This window comes from Pseudomonas sp. LBUM1664, assembly GCF_059695895.1.
Window position 1 is genome coordinate 4,420,313 of record NZ_CP166791.1, and the last position, 19,536, is coordinate 4,439,848.

18 protein-coding genes are annotated in these 19,536 nt (G+C 62.0%); 11 read left to right on the forward strand and 7 right to left on the reverse strand.

From position 1 onward, the window contains the following. Positions 1 to 18: 18 nt before the first annotated feature. Genes ACA047_RS20580 through ACA047_RS20595 form a run of 4 tightly spaced genes read left to right on the forward strand, consistent with a single transcriptional unit; the run spans position 19 to position 3,496 of the window. Positions 19 to 948, forward strand: a complete 930-nt coding sequence (locus ACA047_RS20580) for a metal ABC transporter substrate-binding protein (RefSeq protein WP_497352424.1) — start codon at positions 19 to 21, stop codon at positions 946 to 948. Continuing rightward, positions 945 to 1,697, forward strand: coding sequence for a metal ABC transporter ATP-binding protein (locus ACA047_RS20585; RefSeq protein ID WP_497352426.1), 753 nt, complete (start codon positions 945 to 947; stop codon positions 1,695 to 1,697). The genes ACA047_RS20580 and ACA047_RS20585 overlap by 4 nt, the downstream gene beginning before the upstream one ends. Continuing rightward, complete coding sequence (locus ACA047_RS20590; RefSeq protein ID WP_497352428.1) at positions 1,697 to 2,596, forward strand: metal ABC transporter permease; 900 nt, start codon at positions 1,697 to 1,699, stop codon at positions 2,594 to 2,596. Before ACA047_RS20585 ends, ACA047_RS20590 begins: the two co-directional genes overlap by 1 nt. Then, positions 2,597 to 3,496, forward strand: a complete 900-nt coding sequence (locus tag ACA047_RS20595) for a metal ABC transporter solute-binding protein, Zn/Mn family (protein ID WP_497352430.1) — start codon at positions 2,597 to 2,599, stop codon at positions 3,494 to 3,496. Between the two features lie 54 nt (positions 3,497 to 3,550). On the opposite strand, the gene prpF is transcribed toward ACA047_RS20595, so the two are convergent. From prpF to ACA047_RS20620, 5 genes are all read right to left on the reverse strand, one after another. Continuing rightward, entirely contained in the window at positions 3,551 to 4,750 is a 1,200-nt protein-coding gene (prpF, locus tag ACA047_RS20600; protein WP_497352432.1) for a 2-methylaconitate cis-trans isomerase PrpF, read from the reverse strand. 69 nt (positions 4,751 to 4,819) lie between these two features. After that, complete coding sequence (acnD, locus tag ACA047_RS20605; protein WP_497352434.1) at positions 4,820 to 7,411, reverse strand: Fe/S-dependent 2-methylisocitrate dehydratase AcnD; 2,592 nt, start codon at positions 7,409 to 7,411, stop codon at positions 4,820 to 4,822. Positions 7,412 to 7,550: 139 nt separating this feature from the next. After that, positions 7,551 to 8,678, reverse strand: coding sequence for a bifunctional 2-methylcitrate synthase/citrate synthase (gene prpC / locus ACA047_RS20610; RefSeq protein ID WP_497352436.1), 1,128 nt, complete (start codon positions 8,676 to 8,678; stop codon positions 7,551 to 7,553). Positions 8,679 to 8,769: 91 nt separating this feature from the next. Beyond that, positions 8,770 to 9,660, reverse strand: a complete 891-nt coding sequence (gene prpB / locus ACA047_RS20615; RefSeq protein WP_497352438.1) for a methylisocitrate lyase — start codon at positions 9,658 to 9,660, stop codon at positions 8,770 to 8,772. Continuing rightward, positions 9,657 to 10,370: a GntR family transcriptional regulator gene (locus ACA047_RS20620; RefSeq protein WP_497352440.1), complete on the reverse strand. Its 714-nt coding sequence runs from the start codon at positions 10,368 to 10,370 to the stop codon at positions 9,657 to 9,659. Before ACA047_RS20620 ends, prpB begins: the two co-directional genes overlap by 4 nt. 281 nt (positions 10,371 to 10,651) lie before the next feature. Here ACA047_RS20620 and rloA point away from each other — a divergent pair, with 281 nt between their 5' ends. The 4 genes from rloA (at position 10,652) to pabB (ending at position 15,220) form a co-directional block, all read left to right on the forward strand. Then, complete coding sequence (gene rloA / locus ACA047_RS20625; protein WP_497352442.1) at positions 10,652 to 11,188, forward strand: retropepsin-like aspartic peptidase RloA; 537 nt, start codon at positions 10,652 to 10,654, stop codon at positions 11,186 to 11,188. A gap of 5 nt (positions 11,189 to 11,193) precedes the next feature. Next, positions 11,194 to 12,726, forward strand: a complete 1,533-nt coding sequence (rloB, locus tag ACA047_RS20630) for an osmotic stress tolerance membrane protein RloB (RefSeq protein ID WP_497352444.1) — start codon at positions 11,194 to 11,196, stop codon at positions 12,724 to 12,726. Continuing rightward, on the forward strand, positions 12,726 to 13,712 hold the full coding sequence (locus ACA047_RS20635; protein WP_497352446.1) for an alpha-L-glutamate ligase-like protein: 987 nt from the start codon (positions 12,726 to 12,728) through the stop codon (positions 13,710 to 13,712). Before rloB ends, ACA047_RS20635 begins: the two co-directional genes overlap by 1 nt. A gap of 164 nt (positions 13,713 to 13,876) precedes the next feature. After that, complete coding sequence (gene pabB / locus ACA047_RS20640; RefSeq protein WP_497352448.1) at positions 13,877 to 15,220, forward strand: aminodeoxychorismate synthase component I; 1,344 nt, start codon at positions 13,877 to 13,879, stop codon at positions 15,218 to 15,220. A gap of 148 nt (positions 15,221 to 15,368) precedes the next feature. On the opposite strand, the gene thrH is transcribed toward pabB, so the two are convergent. After that, positions 15,369 to 15,986, reverse strand: a complete 618-nt coding sequence (gene thrH, locus ACA047_RS20645; protein ID WP_497352450.1) for a bifunctional phosphoserine phosphatase/homoserine phosphotransferase ThrH — start codon at positions 15,984 to 15,986, stop codon at positions 15,369 to 15,371. 174 nt (positions 15,987 to 16,160) lie between these two features. On the opposite strand from thrH, the gene ACA047_RS20650 reads away from it, so the two are divergent. Continuing rightward, positions 16,161 to 16,901 carry a phosphoadenylyl-sulfate reductase gene (locus ACA047_RS20650; RefSeq protein WP_497352452.1) on the forward strand — a complete coding sequence of 247 codons (741 nt, stop codon included), beginning with the start codon at positions 16,161 to 16,163 and terminating at the stop codon, positions 16,899 to 16,901. A 38-nt stretch (positions 16,902 to 16,939) separates the two neighbouring features. Beyond that, positions 16,940 to 17,668 carry an aspartate/glutamate racemase family protein gene (locus ACA047_RS20655; RefSeq protein WP_497352454.1) on the forward strand — a complete coding sequence of 243 codons (729 nt, stop codon included), beginning with the start codon at positions 16,940 to 16,942 and terminating at the stop codon, positions 17,666 to 17,668. 10 nt (positions 17,669 to 17,678) lie between these two features. On the opposite strand, the gene ACA047_RS20660 is transcribed toward ACA047_RS20655, so the two are convergent. Continuing rightward, complete coding sequence (locus ACA047_RS20660) at positions 17,679 to 18,602, reverse strand: LysR family transcriptional regulator (protein ID WP_497352456.1); 924 nt, start codon at positions 18,600 to 18,602, stop codon at positions 17,679 to 17,681. Between the two features lie 126 nt (positions 18,603 to 18,728). Between ACA047_RS20660 and ACA047_RS20665 the strand changes: the two genes are divergently transcribed. Beyond that, positions 18,729 to 19,475 carry a 3-oxoacyl-ACP reductase family protein gene (locus tag ACA047_RS20665; protein ID WP_497352458.1) on the forward strand — a complete coding sequence of 249 codons (747 nt, stop codon included), beginning with the start codon at positions 18,729 to 18,731 and terminating at the stop codon, positions 19,473 to 19,475. Positions 19,476 to 19,536: the final 61 nt, after the last annotated feature.

The following is a 19,536-nucleotide window of genomic DNA, read 5'->3' on the forward strand; positions in this document are numbered from 1 at the left end:
AGAGAAGACCGTTTGCCCATGTCTATTGCATCTCAACGCCGCCCCTTGCTGCGCCTGCTGCTGATCGGCCTGCTGGCCTGCCTGTTTACCCCACAGGTCAGCGCCGAAACGGCCAAGCGCCTGCGCATCGGCATCACCTTGCACCCTTATTACAGCTACGTGGCCAACATCGTCGGTGACAAGGCCGATGTGGTCCCGCTGATCCCGGCGGGCTTCAACCCGCACGCCTACGAACCACGGGCCGAGGACATCAAGCGCATCAGCGGCCTCGACGTGATCGTGCTCAACGGCGTGGGCCACGACGATTTCGCCGACCGCATGATCGCCGCCAGCGAAACCCCAAACGTGAAAGTGATCGAGGCCAACGAAAACGTGCCGTTGCTGGCTGCCACCGGCACCGCTGCCCGTGGCGCGGGCAAAGTCGTCAACCCGCACACTTTCCTCTCCATCAGCGCTTCCATCGCCCAGGTCAACAATATTGCCCGGGAGTTGGGCAAGCTCGACCCGGACAACGCCAAGCTCTACACCCAGAACGCCCGCGCCTACGGCAAACGTCTGCGGCAGATGCGCGCCGCCGCCCTGGCGAAGCTGACCCAGGCGCCAAATGCCGAGTTGCGGGTCGCCACAGTGCACGCCGCCTACGATTACCTGCTGCGCGAATTCGGCCTGGAAGTGACCGCTGTAGTCGAGCCGGCCCACGGCATCGAGCCGAGCCCCAGCCAGTTGAAAAAAACCATCGATCAACTGCGTGAACTGGATGTGAAAGTAATCTTCTCGGAGATGGATTTTCCGTCCACCTACGTCGACACCATCCAGCGTGAGTCCGGGGTGAAGCTGTACCCGCTCTCGCACATTTCCTACGGCGAATACAGCGCCGAGAAGTACGAAAAGGAAATGGCCGGCAACCTCGATACCGTGGTCCGGGCTATCCAGGAGTCTGGCCAATGACTGTTCAGGAAACCCTCACCCTGCAGCATGTCGGCCCTTTGATTGAGTTTGCCGACGTCAGCCTGAACCTGGGCCGCACCACGATTCTCGACACCGTGGCCTTTGACGTGCAGCCCGGCAGCATCCATGCATTGGTGGGCCCCAACGGCGGTGGCAAGAGTTCGCTGATCAAGACTTTGCTGGGGCAGATGCCGCACCAGGGACGCCTGAGCCTGCAATGGCCGGGCGAGCCCGGTGTGATCGGCTATGTTCCTCAGGCGCTGGAGTTCGACCGGGGCCTGCCCATGACCGTGGATGATTTCATGGCGGCGATGTGCCAGCGGCGACCGGCCTTTCTCGGTTTGAGCAAGCATTACGCTGGCGCCATTGGCCAGGCCTTGGAACGGGTCGGCATGCAGGACAAGCGCAAGCGTCGCATGGGTGCGCTGTCCGGTGGCGAGCGCCAGCGGGTGTTGCTGGCCCAGGGGCTGATTCCAGCGCCGCAATTGCTGGTGCTCGACGAACCGATGTCGGCTTTGGACGAGGCCGGCATCCAAGTGTTCGAACGGTTGCTACAAGACTGGCGCCAGGCCGGGATCACCGTGCTTTGGATCGAACACGACCTGGAGGCCGTCGGGCGCCTGGCCGACCGTGTCACCGGCCTGAACCGTCGTGTTCTGTTCGACGGCCCGCCACGCCAAGCCCTGACCCCGGAGCGCTTGCTGACGCTGTTTTCCACCCACCCACGTACGAGCGGGAGCGCTGCCTGATGAGTTACGAAGCCTTTCGTTTGATGGTCCAGGGTTGGGCCTCGTCCGGTTACCTGCCCGAAGCGCTGGCCTACGGGTTTGTGGTCAATGCGTTGCTGGCAGGGTTGCTGATCGGCCCGGTCCTGGGCGGCCTCGGCACGCTGGTGGTGGTCAAGCGCTTCGCGTTTTTCTCCGAAGCGGTGGGCCATGCGGCGCTGACCGGGGTGGCGGTCGGCATCCTGCTCGGCGAACCCTACACCGGGCCCTACGGCAGCCTGTTCGGTTACTGCCTGCTGTTCGGCATCTTGCTTAATTACCTGCGCAACCGCACCGGCCTGGCACCGGACACACTGATCGGCGTCTTCCTTTCGGTATCCCTGGCCCTGGGCGCCAGCCTGCTGTTGATTCTGGCGGGCAAGATCAACGTACACATTCTGGAGAACGTGCTGTTTGGCTCGGTGCTGACGGTCAACAGTAATGACTTGCTGGTGCTGGCGGTCGTCGGCTCGCTGGTCATGGCCCTGGCGTTGCCGCTGTACAACCGCATCATGCTGGCCAGCTTCAACCCGCAACTGGCGGCGGTGCGCGGGGTGGCGGTCAAGACCCTGGATTACCTGTTCGTGGTGCTGGTGACGCTGATCACCGTGGCGGCGGTGAAAGTCATCGGGGCCATTCTGGTGGGAGCGTTGCTGGTGATTCCAGCAGCGGCGGCGCGCCTGCTCAGCCAGTCGTTGAAGGGCTTTTTCTGGTGCTCGGTGCTGATCGCTACCGTCAGCACCTTGTGCGGCATTCTCGCGCCAATTGTTTTCGATCTGCCGATCCCGTCCGGTGCCGCGATCATTCTGGTAGCCGGCATCGCGTTCGCCCTGTCCGCCATCGCCCGCGGTGTCGTCCCCAGCCTCAAAGGGAATCTTGGATAAATGGTTTTTTCATTGCGACAACTGGCCCTGACCGGGGCCCTGTGTGGCTTGGTCACCACCTCTTCATTCGCCGCCGAAAGCCGGCCGGTGCATCTGCTGGCCTCGTTACCGGTCACCTATGGGTTGAGCGATGCCTTGCTCAAGGGCACTGACGTCAGTTTGGAGCGAGCCGCGCCCGCCAATCTGCCCGGTACTCGACAAAGCGCCTACTTCACCGGCCGTGGCGCGCTGCAACTGAGCAAACTGGCCAGTAATGCCGACGCGGTAATCGGCCTGCGCTCACTGTGGCCGGACGATCCGCTGTACCCCATGGCCCGACGCAGCAACATCCGCATCGTCGAAGTCGATGCCGCCCGCCCGGTGGACGGCGCCCTGCCCGGCATTGCCGTGCAACCGGGCATGGCCGACGGCCTGGCGAGCCAGCCGTGGATGGCCAGCCATAACCTGGGCCGCATGGCCGATGTGATCGCCGCCGACCTGGTGCGCCTGGCCCCGACCGCCAAGCCGAAGATCGAAGCCAACCTGGCGGCCCTCAAGCAACGCCTGCTCAAGCTCAGCGCCGACAGCGAAAAGCGCCTGGCCAGTGCCGACAACTTGAGCGTGGTCAGTTTGAGCGAACATTTTGGCTACCTGATCAGCGGGCTCAACCTGGACGGGATCAGCACCGATACCCGGCCCGACGCCGAATGGACGCCTGAAGCCCTCAAGCAATTGACCGCTACGCTTAAAGACAACGACGTAGCACTGGTGCTGCATCATCGCCCACCATCGCAGGCGCTAAAGGCGGCCATCGCCGAGGGTGGCAGCCAGTTGCTGGTGCTGAGCACCGACGCCACCGACCCAGTGTCAGAGTTGGAGAGCAATGTGAACCTGGTCGTCGCGGCGCTGACGGCGGGCTGACTGCAGGAATGCCGCTCCCACAGTTTTGATTGCGGATGCTCACAGATTCCGTATTCACCACAAGTTCAGAACATCCCCAGGCACCCGCACAAACCCTTCCATCAACACCCGTGCGCTGCGGCTCATGATGGCTTTGTTCACGGTCCATTCGCCGTTGACCTGGCTGGCCTCGGCGCCTACGCGCAGCGTGCCGGACGGGTGGCCGAAGCGCACGGCGTTGCGGTCGATGCCACCCGCCGCCAGGTTCACCAGCGTGCCCGAAATCGCCGCGGCCGTGCCGATGGCAACTGCGGCGGTGCCCATCATGGCGTGGTGCAGTTTGCCCATGGACAGCGCCCGCACCAGCAAGTCGACGTCCCGGGCCGCCACGGCTTTGCCGCTGGAGGCGGTGTAGTCCGCCGGCGGTGCGACAAACGCCACTTTCGGCGTATGTTGACGCTGGGCGGCTTCGTCCAGGTGCTTGATCAGCCCCATGCGCAAGGCACCGTGGGCGCGGATGCTTTCGAACATCGCCAAAGCCTTGGGATCGCCGTTGATGGCGCCCTGCAATTCAGTGCCGGTGTAGCCAACGTCCCGGGCATTGATGAAAATCGTCGGGATGCCCGCATTGATCAAGGTCGCCTTGAACGTACCAACGCCCGGCACCTCCAGGTCATCCACCAAGTTGCCGGTGGGAAACATCGAGCCACCACCGCCCTCCTCCTCGGCCGCCGGGTCCATGAACTCCAGCTGCACTTCAGCCGCCGGAAAGGTCACGCCGTCGAGTTCAAAGTCACCGGTTTCCTGCACCGCACCGTAGGTGATCGGTACATGGGCGATGATGGTCTTGCCGATATTGGCCTGCCAGATGCGCACCACGGCCATGCCGTTTTGCGGAATACGGCTGGCCTCCACCAGGCCACTGCTGATGGCAAACGAACCCACCGCCGCCGACAAGTTGCCGCAGTTGCCGCTCCAGTCCACGAACGGCTTGTCGATAGACACCTGACCAAACAGGTAGTCGACATCGTGGTCGGCCCGCGTGCTTTTGGACAAGATCACGGTCTTGCTGGTGCTGGACGTCGCACCGCCCATGCCATCGATCTGTTTCTCATACGGGTCGGGGCTGCCAATCACCCGCAGCAACAGGGCATCCCGGGCCGGACCGGGAACGCGGGCCACTTCAGGAAGGTCTTGCAGGCTGAAGAACACGCCTTTGCTGGTGCCCCCACGCATGTAAGTGGCGGGGATTCTGATTTGAGCTGCGTGAGCCATGGTTGCTCCTACTCCTGAGCGTAAAGCAGGCGGACAAGGGCCTTGAAACCCCTCGCCCGCACAGCAGATTTAAACGGCAACCGCCGAGTCGAGGAAGTCCTGGGCGAAGCGTTGCAACACGCCACCGGCTTCGTAGATCGACACTTCTTCGGCGGTATCCAGGCGGCAGGTCACCGGCACTTCGATGCGCTCGCCGTTCTGGCGGGTGATGACCAGGGTCAGCGTCGCACGTGGGGTGCGCTCACCGATCACGTCGTAGATTTCACTGCCATCGATGCCCAGGGTCTTGCGGTCGGTACCGGGCTTGAACTCCAGCGGCAACACACCCATGCCCACCAGGTTGGTGCGGTGGATACGCTCAAAGCCTTCAGCGGCAATCGCCTCGACCCCGGCCAGGCGCACGCCCTTGGCCGCCCAGTCGCGGGACGAACCCTGGCCGTAGTCGGCGCCGGCAATGATGATCAGCGGCTGCTTGCGTTCCATGTAGGTTTCGATGGCTTCCCACATGCGCATGACCTTACCTTCCGGCTCGACACGGGCCAGGGAACCTTGCTTGACCTTGCCGTTTTCCTGGACCATTTCGTTGAACAGTTTCGGGTTGGCAAAGGTGGCACGTTGCGCGGTTAAATGGTCGCCCCTATGGGTCGCGTAGGAGTTGAAGTCTTCTTCCGGCAGGCCCATTTTCGCCAGGTATTCACCGGCGGCGCTGTCGAGCATGATCGCGTTGGACGGTGACAAGTGATCGGTGGTGATGTTGTCCGGCAGCACGGCCAGCGGGCGCATGCCCTTGAGCGGCCGCGCACCGGCCAACGCCCCTTCCCAATACGGCGGGCGACGGATGTAGGTGCTTTGCGGGCGCCAGTCGTACAGCGGCGTGACTTTCGGCCCGGTGTCTTCCTGGATGGCGAACATCGGGATGTACACCTGACGGAACTGCTCCGGTTTCACCGAGGCCTTGACCACCGCGTCGATTTCTTCGTCGCTCGGCCAAATGTCCTTGAGGCGGATTTCCCGACCGTCCACCACGCCCAGCACATCTTTTTCGATGTCGAAGCGGATGGTCCCGGCGATGGCGTAGGCCACCACCAGCGGCGGCGAGGCAAGGAACGCCTGCTTGGCGTACGGGTGGATGCGCCCGTCGAAGTTGCGGTTGCCCGACAGCACGGCGGTGGCGTACAGGTCGCGGTCGATGATTTCCTGCTGGATCGCCGGGTCCAGCGCGCCGGACATGCCGTTGCAGGTGGTGCAAGCGAAAGCCACCACGCCAAAACCCAGTTGCTCCAGTTCTTTTGTCAGGCCGGCTTCATCCAGATACAGCGCCACGGTTTTCGAACCCGGCGCCAGGGACGACTTGACCCACGGCTTGCGGGCCAGACCCAGGCGATTGGCGTTGCGCGCCAGCAGGCCGGCGGCGATCACGTTGCGCGGGTTACTGGTGTTGGTGCAACTGGTGATGGCGGCGATGATCACTGCACCGTCAGGCATTTGCCCTGGCACTTCGGTCCATTGCCCGGCAATGCCGCTGGCCGCCAGATCGCTGGTCGCGACGCGGGCGTGAGGGTTGCTGGGACCGGCCATGTTGCGCACCACCGAGGACAGGTCAAACGTCAGGCCGCGCTCGTATTGCGCACCTTTGAGACTGTCGGCCCACAGGCCTGCCTGTTTGGCGTAGGTCTCGACCAATTGCACTTGCTCATCTTCGCGGCCGGTGAGTTTCAAGTAATCGATGGTCTGCTGGTCGATGTAGAACATCGCCGCCGTGGCGCCGTATTCCGGGGCCATGTTGGAGATGGTCGCGCGGTCGCCCAGGGTGAGGGCTTTCGCGCCTTCGCCGAAAAACTCCAGCCAGGCACCCACGACTTTTTGCTTGCGCAGGAACTCTGTGAGCGCCAGCACCATGTCGGTGGCGGTGATGCCCGGTTGCAACTTGCCGGTGAGCTCGACGCCGACGATTTCCGGCAGGCGCATCCACGACGCGCGGCCGAGCATGACGCTTTCGGCTTCCAGGCCACCGACGCCGATGGCGATCACGCCCAGGGCATCGACGTGGGGGGTATGACTGTCGGTGCCCACGCAGGTGTCGGGGAACGCCACGCCGTCACGTTGCTGGATCACCGGTGACATTTTTTCCAGGTTGATCTGGTGCATGATCCCGTTGCCCGGCGGAATCACATCGACGTTCTTGAAGGCTTTCTTGGTCCAGTTGATGAAGTGAAAGCGGTCTTCGTTGCGCCGATCTTCGATGGCGCGGTTCTTGGCGAACGCCTGGGGGTCAAAACCGCCGCTTTCTACCGCCAGGGAGTGGTCGACGATCAGTTGGGTCGGCACCACCGGGTTGACCTGCGCCGGGTCGCCGCCCTGCAGGGCGATGGCGTCGCGCAAGCCGGCCAGGTCCACCAGGGCGGTCTGGCCGAGAATGTCATGGCACACCACCCGGGCCGGGAACCACGGGAAGTCCAGGTCGCGTTTGCGCTCGATCAGTTGCAGCAGCGACTCGCCCAGCGTGGCCGGGTCGCAGCGACGAACCAGGTTTTCTGCCAGCACGCGGGAGGTGTACGGCAGGCCGTCGTAGGCACCAGGCCGGATGGCATCGACCGCCCCACGAACGTCAAAATAATCCAGCGAAGTGCCGGGCAACGGTTTGCGAAATTCTGTGTTCATCGTCAGGACTCGGGTCACGGTGGTTTCAGAAGGGGCTGGCGCAGCTACTGAAGTGAACATGTTCCCCTGTGGGAGCGAGCAGGCTCGCTCCCACAGGGTTCCGGGTTTATCCAGTACCTGCGGCTAAACTCCCTCCAACTCAGCGTTGTTCGATTGGCACGAACTTGCGCTGTTCGACGCCGGTGTATTCGGCGCTCGGGCGGATGATGCGGTTGTTGGCGCGTTGTTCGAACACGTGGGCGGCCCAGCCGGTCAGGCGTGAGCAGACGAAAATCGGCGTGAACAGCTTGGTCGGGATGCCCATGAAGTGGTACGCCGAGGCATGGTAGAAATCGGCGTTGGGGAACAGTTTCTTCTGCTCCCACATGGTCTTGTCGATGGCCTGCGAGACGGGGAACAGCACCGTGTCGCCCACTTCATCAGCGAGTTTTTTCGACCAGCCCTTGATCACCTCGTTACGCGGGTCGTTGTCCTTATAGATCGCGTGGCCGAAGCCCATGATCTTGTCCTTGCGCTCGAGCATCGCCAGGGTGCCCTTGATCGCCTCTTCCGGCGATTTGAAGCGCTCGATCATTTCCATCGCCGCTTCGTTGGCGCCGCCATGCAACGGGCCACGCAGCGAGCCGATGGCGGCGGTGACGCAGGAATACAGGTCCGACAGGGTCGACGCGCAAACCCGGGCAGTAAAGGTCGAGGCATTGAATTCGTGTTCGGCATACAGGATCAGCGACACGTTCATCACCTTGACGTGCAACTCGCTCGGTTTCTTGCCGTGCAGCAGGTGCAGGAAATGGCCACCGATGGACGCTTCGTCGGTCACGCATTCGATGCGCTGGCCTTCATGGCTGAAGCGATACCAGTAGCACATGATCGCCGGGAACGCGGCCAGCAGGCGGTCAGTCTTGTCGTGCTGCACGGAGAAATCTTTCTCAGGTTCCAGATTGCCCAGGAACGAGCAGCCGGTGCGCATGACGTCCATCGGGTGGGCGTCGGCGGGAATGCGTTCCAGCACTTCTTTCAAGGCCTGGGGCAGGTCCCGCAGCTGGCTCAGTTTGCGCGTATAGGCGTCCAGCTGTGCCTGGGTCGGCAGCTCGCCGTACAGCAGCAGATAAGCGACTTCTTCAAATTGCGCGTCAGCCGCCAGGTCGCGAACGTCGTAGCCGCGATAGGTCAGGCCCGCGCCCGACTGGCCTACGGTGGACAATGCGGTTTGCCCGGCCACCTGGCCACGGAGCCCGGCGCCACTGAGTACTTTTGCTTCGGCCATTTGCTGTCTCCAGTTTTTTTTATTTGTAGAGGGAAAGATCGCAGCCTCGTTTCACACGGCAGCTCCTACGGGAAGCGAGGCTGCGCGCTTTTCATTTCTTCGACGCGAACAACGCATCGAGCTTCTGCTCGAAGGTGTGGTAGTCGATGCGATCGTAAAGCTCCATGCGCGTTTGCATGGTGTCGATGACGTTCTGTTGCGTGCCGTCGCGGCGGATCGCGGTGTAGACATTCTCGGCCGCTTTGTTCATGGCGCGAAAGGCCGACAGCGGGTACAGCACCAGGGACACGTCGGCACCGGCAAGCTGCTCGGTGGTGTAGAGCGGTGTCGCGCCGAACTCGGTGATGTTGGCCAGGATCGGCGCTTTCACGCGGCTGGCGAACAGCTTGTACATCTCAAGCTCGGTAATGGCTTCGGGGAAGATCATGTCGGCACCGGCCTCGATGCACGCCGCCGCGCGATCCAGGGCCGACTCCAGCCCCTCCACTGCCAGGGCATCGGTACGGGCCATGATCACGAAGCTGTCATCGGTACGGGCATCGACCGCGGCTTTGATACGGTCGACCATTTCCTGCTGCGAGACGATCTCTTTGTTCGGACGATGACCGCAGCGCTTGGCGCCGACCTGGTCTTCGATATGAATAGCCGCCGCGCCGAACTTGATCATCGACTTGACCGTGCGGGCCACGTTGAACGCCGAGGAACCGAAACCGGTGTCCACGTCCACCAGCAGCGGCAGGTCGCAGACGTCGGTGATACGGCGCACATCGGTCAGCACGTCATCCAGGCCAGTGATGCCCAGGTCCGGCACCCCGAGGGAGCCGGCCGCCACGCCGCCGCCCGACAGGTAGATCGCCTTGAAACCGGCGCGCTTGGCCAGCAGCGCGTGGTTGGCGTTGATCGTGCCCACCACTTGCAGCGGATGCTCATTGGCGACCGCATCGCGGAATCGCTGGCCTGGCGTGCTCTTGCTGGAACTCATGACTCACCTCGTTCAGTGGCGGCGCTGTCCTGGAAATGACGCGCGATATTGCGTTTAGAGGCGCCGATGTGCCGGCGCATCAATAATTCAGCCAGTTCGCCGTCACGGTCGGCGATGGCATCGAGAATCCGGTGGTGCTCGGCAAAGGCCTGGCGCGGACGGTTGGGCGTGGTGGAAAACTGGATGCGGTACATGCGCACCAGTTGATACAGCTCGCCGCAGAGCATTTGCGTCAGGGTACGGTTGCCGCTGCCCTGGATGATCCGGTAATGAAAGTCGAAATCACCTTCCTGCTGGTAATAGCCGACACCGGCCTGGAACGCCGCATCGCGTTCGTGGGTTTCCAGAACCCGGCGCAGTTCGTCGATTTCTTCCAGGGTCATGCGCTCGGCCGCCAAGCGGCAGGCCATGCCTTCCAGGGATTCACGGATTTCGTAGAGTTCCAGCAGCTCGGCGTGGCTCAGGGACACCACCCGGGCGCCGACATGGGGCACCCGCACCAGCAGGCGCTGGCCTTCCAGGCGATGGATCGCCTCGCGCAGCGGCCCGCGGCTGATGCCATAAGTGCGTGCCAGCTCGGGCTCGGAGATCTTGCTGCCAGGGGCAATCTCGCCCTTGACGATGGCGGCCTGGATACGCCGGAAGACGTTCTCGGAAAGGGTTTCCGAGTCGTCCTGAACCATCATCGGGGTTGCGAGCTGATCGAGCATATTGTCGACACCTTTGAAATCAATATGGCAAAAACTAACCAATAGAGCAGTAAACGTCAAAGAAAAAATCTGCATTGTCGACAATCGTCTAATAAGCGCATCGGCCATAACCGAGCGACTGGACGCGTCGTAGCGTCCGGCCAGCGGTGGCGTCACAAAAGCACCGTGCTAGAATGCCGCCGCTATTTGCCGCTCTCCTTTATTAGAGAAGGCTGCCTAGGGAGCTTGTGCAGTAATGCCAGGGCCTGAACCGATAAACGGAACGCTGTGCACCAGGATCTATGACACTCAAGCCCTTTTCTGCTGTTCTTTATTTCATGTGCCTGCCGGGGCTTGCTGCGGCGGGTGAAAAAACCGTGTACGGCCTCAACGAATATGCCGCCCTGCAGGGCATCGACCTGGAGGTCGCCGCCAAGCTGGACACCGGCGCCAAGACGGCTTCGCTCAGCGCCCGGGACATCAAACGCTTCAAACGCAATGGCGAATCCTGGGTGCGCTTTTACCTGGCCATCGACGCGGCCCATTCGCATCCCATCGAACGTCCGCTGGCCCGGGTCAGCAAGATCAAACGCCGCGCCGGTGACTACGACCCGGAAGAAGGCAAGAAATACACGGCCCGGCCGGTCATCGAACTGGACATCTGCATGGGCTCGGCCCTGCGCAGCATCGAAGTGAACCTGACTGACCGAAGCGCCTTCCAATACCCGTTGTTGATCGGCTCCGAGGCGCTCAAGCGCTTCGACGCGCTGGTCGACCCCAGTCTTAAATACGCTGCCGGCAAACCCGCCTGCGCCAATGCCGCTCATACCGCAGAGTAATTCCAATGCGCGCTCTTACCCTCCATCTGAAAATGCTGATCGCCATCCTGGTGGCGCTGGGCCTGTCGGTGACGGCCTATCAGATTTTCGTGCTCGGCATTCCAGTGACCGAAGACGCTACCGACGACTTGTGGAACATCGACGCCAAGGTCGAATTCGTTCCCAATGCCAAGGACCCGGTGAAGATCCAGATGTTCGTGCCGCCCCTGAGCCGCGATTACGTCAGCCTCAACGAAAGCTTCATTTCCAATAATTACGGTGTAGCGGTGAACCGGGTTGACGGGAACCGCAAGGTGACGTGGTCGGCCCGTCGGGCCAAGGGTAACCAGACGCTGTATTACCGCCTGGTGCTGACCAAGCGCTACAGCGCCGAAAAAACCAAGGTCAAGGGCCCAACCTTCCGCGACAGCATCGCCGTCGAAGGCCCGGAAAAGCTGGCCGCCGAGGCATTGCTCGCGCCGATCCGCCAACATTCGGCCGACGTCGAGACCTTCATCAGTGAAGCCATCAAGCGGGTCAACAACCTCAGCGACGACAACGTCAAGCTGCTGCTGGCCGGCGACCCTTCGTCAGCCCACAAAGCGAAAATCGTCGAACTGGTGCTGTCCATTGCCCACGTACCGGTGGAAAAGGTCCACACCATCCGCCTGGTGGCCGAGCAGCCGCAGACACCTGAACTGTGGCTGCGCAGCTTCAACGGCACCGACTGGCTGTATTACAACCCGGACACCGGCGAACAGGGCCTGCCCACCGACCGCCTGCTGTGGTGGACCGGCGATGAAAACCTGATCACCGTCGATGGTGGCAAGAAAGCCACCGTCACCTTCAGCCTGAACAACAGCGAAATGAACGCCATTCGCCTGGCCAAGCTGACGGACGAGAACACCGACGCCAACTTCCTCGAATACTCGCTCTACGGCCTGCCGCTGCAAACCCAGCAGACGTTCATGATCATGGTGATGATCCCGATCGGCGTGCTGGTGATTCTCGTGCTACGCAACCTGATCGGCCTGCAGACCCTGGGGACCTTCACCCCGGTACTGATCGCCCTCGCCTTCCGGGAAACCCAACTGGGCTTCGGCATCATCCTATTCACGGTGATCACGGCGCTGGGCCTGTCGCTGCGTTCGTACCTGGAACACCTCAAGTTGCAGATGTTGCCAAGGCTTTCGGTGGTGTTGACGTTCGTGGTGGTGCTGATCGCCGCCATCAGCCTGTTCAGTCATAAGCTGGGCCTGGAGCGCGGCCTGTCGGTGGCGCTGTTCCCGATGGTGATCCTGACCATGACCATCGAACGCCTGTCCATCACCTGGGAAGAGCGCGGTGCCGGCCATGCGATGAAAGTCGCCATCGGCACCTTGTTCGCCGCGTCCCTGGCGCACCTGATCATGAGCGTGCCGGAGCTGGTGTACTTCGTGTTCACGTTCCCGGCGGTCCTGCTGATCCTGGTGGGCTTCATGCTGGCCATGGGTCGCTATCGCGGCTACCGCCTGACCGAGCTGGTGCGGTTCAAGGCTTTCCTCAAGGCTGACTCGTAATGTTTGGCCTCTGGAAGACCTGGAAGGCCCTGGAAGCCCGGGGCATCATGGGCATCAACCGGCGCAATGCCGACTACGTGCTCAAATACAACAAGCGCAGCCTGTACCCCATCGTCGATGACAAGATCATCACCAAGGAACGGGCCATCGCCGCCGGCATTCATGTGCCAGAACTGTACGGTGTGATCTCCACCGAGAAGGAAATCGACAAACTCGACGAGATCATCGGCGGGCGTACCGACTTCGTGATCAAACCGGCCCAGGGCGCTGGCGGCGACGGCATCATCGTGATCGCCGATCGCTTCGAGGGCCGCTATCGTACGGTGTCCGGCAAGATCCTCAGCCATGAGGAACTCGAGCACCATATCTCCAGCATCCTCACCGGCCTGTACTCCCTGGGCGGACACCGTGACCGGGCGCTGATCGAGTACCGCGTGACGCCGGACCAGATCTTCAAGAGCATCAGCTATGAAGGTGTACCGGACATTCGCATCATCGTCCTGATGGGCTATCCGGTGATGGCCATGTTGCGGCTGCCAACCCGCCAGTCCGGCGGCAAGGCGAACCTGCACCAGGGCGCCATCGGCGTGGGCGTCGACCTCGCCACCGGCCTGACCCTGCGCGGTACCTGGCTGAACAACATCATCACCAAACACCCCGACACCACCAACGCAGTGGACGGCGTGCAACTGCCCTACTGGGACGGTTTCATGAAACTGGCCGCTGGTTGTTATGAGCTGTGTGGGCTGGGCTACATCGGCGTCGACATGGTGCTGGATCAGGAAAAAGGCCCGTTGATCCTGGAACTCAACGCCCGGCCGGGGCTGAACATCCAGATCGCCAACGATTGCGGCCTGACCCTGCGCACCCATGCGGTGGAAGCACGCCTGGAAGAACTCAAGACCCAGGGCGTCATTGAAACCGTAGAGGAGCGCGTGGCGTTTGCCCAGGAGTTGTTTGGGCATATTCCGCCGGTTGAGGGGTAATCCTTGAAATCCAGATTTTGTGGTGAGGGGGTTTATCGAAACGTCGCACTGCCCCGCTGTGTGGGAGCAAAGCTTGCTCCCACAACTCCGACATCCCTCTAGGAGCCAATCCTACAGAAGGATTACAATCGCCCCCCCGCCTCAACGGCTGACCCGCCTCGCCCATGCCAACCTGCTCCGTACACCCGCTACCCTATCGCCCCAACCCCGCCGAGTATTTCGCCGCGATCCGTCACGCGCCTGGCAGTGTGCTGCTCGACAGCGGCCGGCCGAGTGCCGAACGCGGGCGTTATGACCTGCTCAGCGCCTGGCCGCTGGAGCAACTGGCGGTGCTGCCGGACGAGAGCGGTACCGATTTCCTACAACGTTTGCGCCGCCAACTGGCGCAACTGGGGAACGCGGCGCTACCCGCCACGGTGCAACTGCCCTTTGCCGGCGGCCTGATCGGCTACTTGAGCTACGACTTCGGCCGACATCTGGAAGCCTTGCCTTCCTACGCCATGGACGACTTGCAACTGCCCGATGCGCGGTTCGGCGTGTACGACTGGGCGTTGGTCAGCGATCACCAGGCCAGCACCAGCCAATTGGTGTTCCACCCCCATTGCGGCGAACGCGAACGCCAGCGACTGATCGCACTGTTCAGCCAGCCGACCACGGCACCCGTTAGCGCCTTCAGCCTTGAAGGGCCGATGACGCCTGACCTTAGCGCCGAAGCCTATCGACAGGCGTTCGAACGAATCCAGGCGTACATCCAGGCCGGCGACTGCTACCAGGTCAACTTTGCCCAGCGCTTCCGCGCCCCTTGCCAGGGCGATGCCTGGAGCGCTTATCAGGCGCTGCGGGCGGCCTGCCCTACGCCATTTTCCGGCTTCCAGAGCCTGCCGGAGGGCGGCGCGGTGTTGAGCCTGTCGCCCGAACGCTTCATCAAAGTCAGCGAAGGTCATGTGGAAACCCGGCCGATCAAGGGCACCCGGCCCCGGGGAGCCACGCCAGTCGAAGACGCGGCCCACGCCGCCGAGCTGCTGGCCAGCCCCAAGGACCGCGCGGAAAACCTGATGATCGTCGACCTGCTGCGCAACGATCTGGGGCGCACCTGCCGCATCGGTTCGGTACGCGTGCCGGAGTTGTTCAGCCTGGAAAGCTACCCGAACGTGCATCACTTGGTCAGCAGCGTGACCGGCGAGCTGGCCGAGCACAAGGACGCCCTGGACCTGATCGCCGGCAGTTTTCCCGGCGGCTCGATCACCGGCGCACCGAAAATCCGCGCCATGCAGATCATCGACGAGCTCGAACCGACCCGGCGCGGGCTCTATTGCGGCTCGCTGCTGTACCTGGACGTGCGCGGGGAAATGGACAGCTCCATCGCCATTCGCAGCCTGCTGGTCAAGGATGGGCAAGTGTGTTGCTGGGGCGGCGGCGGGATTGTCGCGGACTCGGATTGGCAGGCTGAGTATCAGGAGTCGATTACCAAGGTTCGGGTGTTGCTCGAGACGTTGCAGAGCCTCTAAAAGCATCGCGGGCAAGCCTTGCTCCCACAGGCTGGCGTCGTACCACTGGTGGGAGCAAGGCTTGCCCGCGATGACGGCGTGTCAGTCGACATCAATGCTGGCTGGACCACCGCCCTCGCGAGCAAGCCCGCTCCCACAGAGACTGTGTTTACAGGCTCAGGTTGCGGTTTGAGGCCTTGAGGAACTCTTGCTTCAACTCGGCAAAACTGTGCACTGCCGGGAATTGCGGGAATTCACGGATCACATTGTCCGGCGCATGAAACAGAATCCCGGCGTCGGCTTCACCGAGCATCGTGGTGTCGTTGTAGGAATCCCCCGCCGCAATCACCCGGTAATACAGGCTCTTGAAGGCCAAAACCGACTGCCGCTTAGGGTCTTTCTGACGCAGTTGGTACCCGGTCACCCGCCCGCTGTCATCGGTGATCAACCGATGGCACAGCAATGTCGGGAAACCCAATTGGCGCATCAGGGGCTGGGAAAATTCGTAGAACGTGTCGGAAAGAATCACCACCTGGAAGCGCTCACGCAACCAGTCGACGAACTCGATGGCGCCGTCCAGCGGCTTGAGTGTGGCGATCACTTCCTGAATATCGGAGAGTTTGAGGCCGTGCTCATCAAGGATGCGCAACCGTTGCTTCATCAGCACGTCGTAGTCGGGGATGTCCCGAGTGGTTGCCCTGAGGGATTGAATCCCGGTTTTTTCAGCGAAGGCGATCCAGATCTCCGGGACCAGCACACCTTCCAGGTCGAGACAGGCAATTTCCACAAGACACTCCCATTTATTTTGATGTTTATCGGTTGAGCGAACAAAAGGCTTGCCGACTCTAGCCATTCGCCGAAGCCTGCGCAACGCACAGGAGCGCGCCAGCCCCGACAGCTTTTGTTACCATCAGCCCCATATAGAGCGCCCAGCGCCACCGACCTGTAGGAAACCGCCCTGATGAGCCCAACGTTTGACGTCGTGGAACTCGCCACGACCTATGCCAACAAGTCCCCACAGGACATCCTCAAACTGGCCTTTGCCGAATTCGGCGACGACCTGTGGATATCTTTCAGCGGCGCCGAAGATGTGGTGCTGGTGGACATGGCCTGGAAGCTGAACAAGAACGTCAAGGTGTTCAGCCTCGACACCGGTCGCCTGCACCCGGAAACCTACCGCTTCATCGATCAGGTGCGCGAGCACTACAAGATCGATATCGAGCTGGTCTCTCCGGACTACACGAAACTTGAGCCGTTCGTGAAGGAAAAAGGCCTGTTCAGCTTCTACAAGGACGGTCATGGCGAATGCTGCGGCATCCGCAAGATCGAGCCACTGCGACGCAAACTGTCCGATGTCCGCGCCTGGGCCACCGGCCAGCGGCGCGACCAGAGCCCCGGCACCCGCAGCCAGGTGGCCGTGCTGGAAATCGACACGGCATTTTCCACTGCGCAGCGCACCCTGTACAAATTCAACCCGCTGTCGCAGATGACCAGCGAAGAAGTCTGGGGCTACATCCGCATGCTGGAGCTGCCCTACAACAGCCTGCATGAGCGCGGCTTCATCAGCATCGGCTGCGAGCCCTGCACTCGCCCGGTGCTGCCAAACCAGCACGAACGCGAAGGCCGCTGGTGGTGGGAAGAAGCCACGCAGAAAGAATGCGGGCTGCACGCCGGGAATATCATCAGCACATCCAAGGCCTGAAAAACCGCCGCACCTGCGCTTATGGGGAAGGACAGCTCATGCGAATTCTCGTGGTCAACGTCAACACCACCGAATCCATCACCCAGGCCATCGCCCGGCAGGCCCAGGCCGTGGCCGCGCCGGGCACCGAAATCGTCGGGCTCACGCCGCATTTCGGTGCCGATTCCGTCGAAGGCAATTTCGAAAGCTACCTGGCCGCCATTGCGGTGATGGACCGGGTGATGTCTTACGATCAGCCGTTCGATGCGGTGATCCAGGCCGGTTACGGCGAGCACGGTCGGGAAGGCTTGCAGGAACTGCTCAACGTGCCGGTGGTGGACATCACCGACGCCGGTGCGAGCACCGCCATGTTCCTGGGCCACGCCTATTCGGTGGTTACCACCCTGGATCGCACCGTGCCGCTGATCGAAGACCGCCTCAAGCTTTCCGGTCTGTTCGACCGCTGCGCTTCGGTACGGGCCAGTGGTCTAGCGGTATTGGAGCTTGAGCAAGACCCACAGCGGGCGATCGAGGCCATCGTGCACCAGGCCGAACTGGCGGTCAGCCAGGACAAAGCCGAGGTCATCTGCCTGGGGTGTGGCGGCATGGCCGGGCTCGATGAACAGATCCGCCAACGCACCGGCGTGCCGGTGGTCGATGGCGTGACCGCGGCGGTGACCATTGCCGAATCCCTGGTGCGGCTAGGGTTGTCGACCTCGAAGGTACGCACCTATGCGACACCTCGGCCCAAGACCATCATTGGCTGGCCGGGGCGGTTTGGGCGGTGAGTTCACAACTCTAGACCGCGCTAAACCGCTCCCCCAATCCCTGCTCGGCAAACTGCTCGATGATGAAGTCCACAAACGCCCGGGTCTTGCCCGGCAGCAGTTTGTGCTCGGCGTAATAGATGGAAATGTTGCCATCGTCGACGTACCAGTCCGGCAGCACCCGCTGCAACGCGCCGGATTCCAGGTAGGGGGCGGCGAACGGCATGCTCACTAGGGCGATGCCCAACCCTTGGGTCGCGGTGGCGCAAGCGGCTTCCGAGTCGCTCATGGTGATGTGCACCTTTAGCGTCAGCGGGCTGTGTTGCCGGGTGCGACTAGTTAGTTGCCATGAACGGATACGCCCGGTTTGTGGCGAACGAATCAAGATGCCCTGATGTTGCATCAGGTCTTCGGGTTCGATCACCGCAGCATGCTGTTGCAGGTACGCCTCCGAGGCGACCAGCACCCGATGGGCCACCGTCAATTTGCGCGCCACCACACCCAGGGGCAATTCGAAGCCGCCACCGATGGCCGCATCGAAGCCTTGGCCGATCAGGTCCACCTGACGGTTATCGAAATGCCAGTCCGGGTTGATCGCCGGATACCGCTGCAAAAACTCTCCCAATAACGGCACGACATACAATCGACCGAATACCGTGCCCATGCTCACCTTCAGCGTGCCCGCCGGTTGCCCACCGGCGCTGGCCAGGTTGGCGACGGCGTTCTGGATGGTATTGAGGCTGGCGCTGACTTCCCTCAAAAACAGCTGGCCGGCTTCGGTCAGTGTCAGGCTGCGGGTGCTGCGCTGGAACAGGCGTACGCCCAGCCGTGCTTCAAGCTTGGCCACACTTTTACCCACCGCCGCAGGGGTCACGCTCAAGCGCCGCGCGGCTTCGGCAAAGCTGCCGACTTCGGCGCTGCGCACAAAGCATTCGATACTGCTGAAGGTTTCCATAAGGCCCACTCTAAACTTTTGGTTTGCACAGACTGTATCAATAAGCGTCTACACAGCCGACAACCAACTCTTGATACTCACCTCCATCAACCGCGGCATCTCGCCCCGGCACGTTTGGAGAACATCATGAGCACTCAAACACTGAGCGGTAAAGTCGCCTTGATCCAGGGCGGTTCTCGCGGCATTGGCGCCGCCATCGTCAAACGCCTCGCTGCAGAAGGCGCCGCTGTGGCCTTTACCTATGTCAGCTCCGCCGCCAAGTCTGAAGCACTGCAAAACAGCATCACCGCGACGGGCGGCAAGGCCCTGGCAATCAAGGCCGACAGCGCCGATGCCGACGCCATCCGCAACGCCGTCAATGCCACCGTCCAAGCCTTTGGCCGGGTAGATATCCTGGTCAACAACGCCGGTGTGCTGGCAATGGCACCGCTGGACGAATTCAAACTCGAAGACTTCGACCAGACCCTGGCCATCAACGTGCGCAGCGTGTTCATCGCCACCCAGGAAGCCGCGCGCCACATGACCGAAGGCGGGCGCGTCATCAATATCGGCAGCACCAACGCCGACCGCATGCCTTTCGCCGGCGGTGCGCCATACGCCATGAGTAAAGCAGCACTGGTAGGCCTGACCAAAGGTCTGGCCCGCGACCTCGGCCCGCGCGGCATCACGGTCAACAACGTGCAGCCCGGCCCGGTGGACACCGACATGAACCCGGCCGACAGCGAGTTCGCCTCCAGCCTGATGGCGCTGATGGCCGTCGGGCGCTACGGCAAGGTCGAAGAAATCGCCAGCTTCGTCGCCTACCTGGCGGGCCCGGAAGCGGCCTATATCACCGGGGCCAGCCTGACCATCGACGGTGGTTTTGGCGCCTGATCCAGGCAATAAAAAACGCCGGCCATGGGTTCAACCATGACCGGCGTTTGGCTGTGTCGCG

Coding starts and splice junctions, on each gene's coding strand:
- ACA047_RS20580 (WP_497352424.1), top strand. CDS start 19: ATGTCTATTGCATCTCAACGCCGCCCCTTGCTGCGCCTGCTGCTGATC.
- ACA047_RS20585 (WP_497352426.1), top strand. CDS start 945: ATGACTGTTCAGGAAACCCTCACCCTGCAGCATGTCGGCCCTTTGATT.
- ACA047_RS20590 (WP_497352428.1), top strand. CDS start 1,697: ATGAGTTACGAAGCCTTTCGTTTGATGGTCCAGGGTTGGGCCTCGTCC.
- ACA047_RS20595 (WP_497352430.1), top strand. CDS start 2,597: ATGGTTTTTTCATTGCGACAACTGGCCCTGACCGGGGCCCTGTGTGGC.
- prpF (WP_497352432.1), bottom strand. CDS start 4,750: ATGGCTCACGCAGCTCAAATCAGAATCCCCGCCACTTACATGCGTGGG.
- acnD (WP_497352434.1), bottom strand. CDS start 7,411: ATGAACACAGAATTTCGCAAACCGTTGCCCGGCACTTCGCTGGATTAT.
- prpC (WP_497352436.1), bottom strand. CDS start 8,678: ATGGCCGAAGCAAAAGTACTCAGTGGCGCCGGGCTCCGTGGCCAGGTG.
- prpB (WP_497352438.1), bottom strand. CDS start 9,660: ATGAGTTCCAGCAAGAGCACGCCAGGCCAGCGATTCCGCGATGCGGTC.
- ACA047_RS20620 (WP_497352440.1), bottom strand. CDS start 10,370: ATGCTCGATCAGCTCGCAACCCCGATGATGGTTCAGGACGACTCGGAA.
- rloA (WP_497352442.1), top strand. CDS start 10,652: ATGACACTCAAGCCCTTTTCTGCTGTTCTTTATTTCATGTGCCTGCCG.
- rloB (WP_497352444.1), top strand. CDS start 11,194: ATGCGCGCTCTTACCCTCCATCTGAAAATGCTGATCGCCATCCTGGTG.
- ACA047_RS20635 (WP_497352446.1), top strand. CDS start 12,726: ATGTTTGGCCTCTGGAAGACCTGGAAGGCCCTGGAAGCCCGGGGCATC.
- pabB (WP_497352448.1), top strand. CDS start 13,877: ATGCCAACCTGCTCCGTACACCCGCTACCCTATCGCCCCAACCCCGCC.
- ACA047_RS20650 (WP_497352452.1), top strand. CDS start 16,161: ATGAGCCCAACGTTTGACGTCGTGGAACTCGCCACGACCTATGCCAAC.
- ACA047_RS20655 (WP_497352454.1), top strand. CDS start 16,940: ATGCGAATTCTCGTGGTCAACGTCAACACCACCGAATCCATCACCCAG.
- ACA047_RS20660 (WP_497352456.1), bottom strand. CDS start 18,602: ATGGAAACCTTCAGCAGTATCGAATGCTTTGTGCGCAGCGCCGAAGTC.
- ACA047_RS20665 (WP_497352458.1), top strand. CDS start 18,729: ATGAGCACTCAAACACTGAGCGGTAAAGTCGCCTTGATCCAGGGCGGT.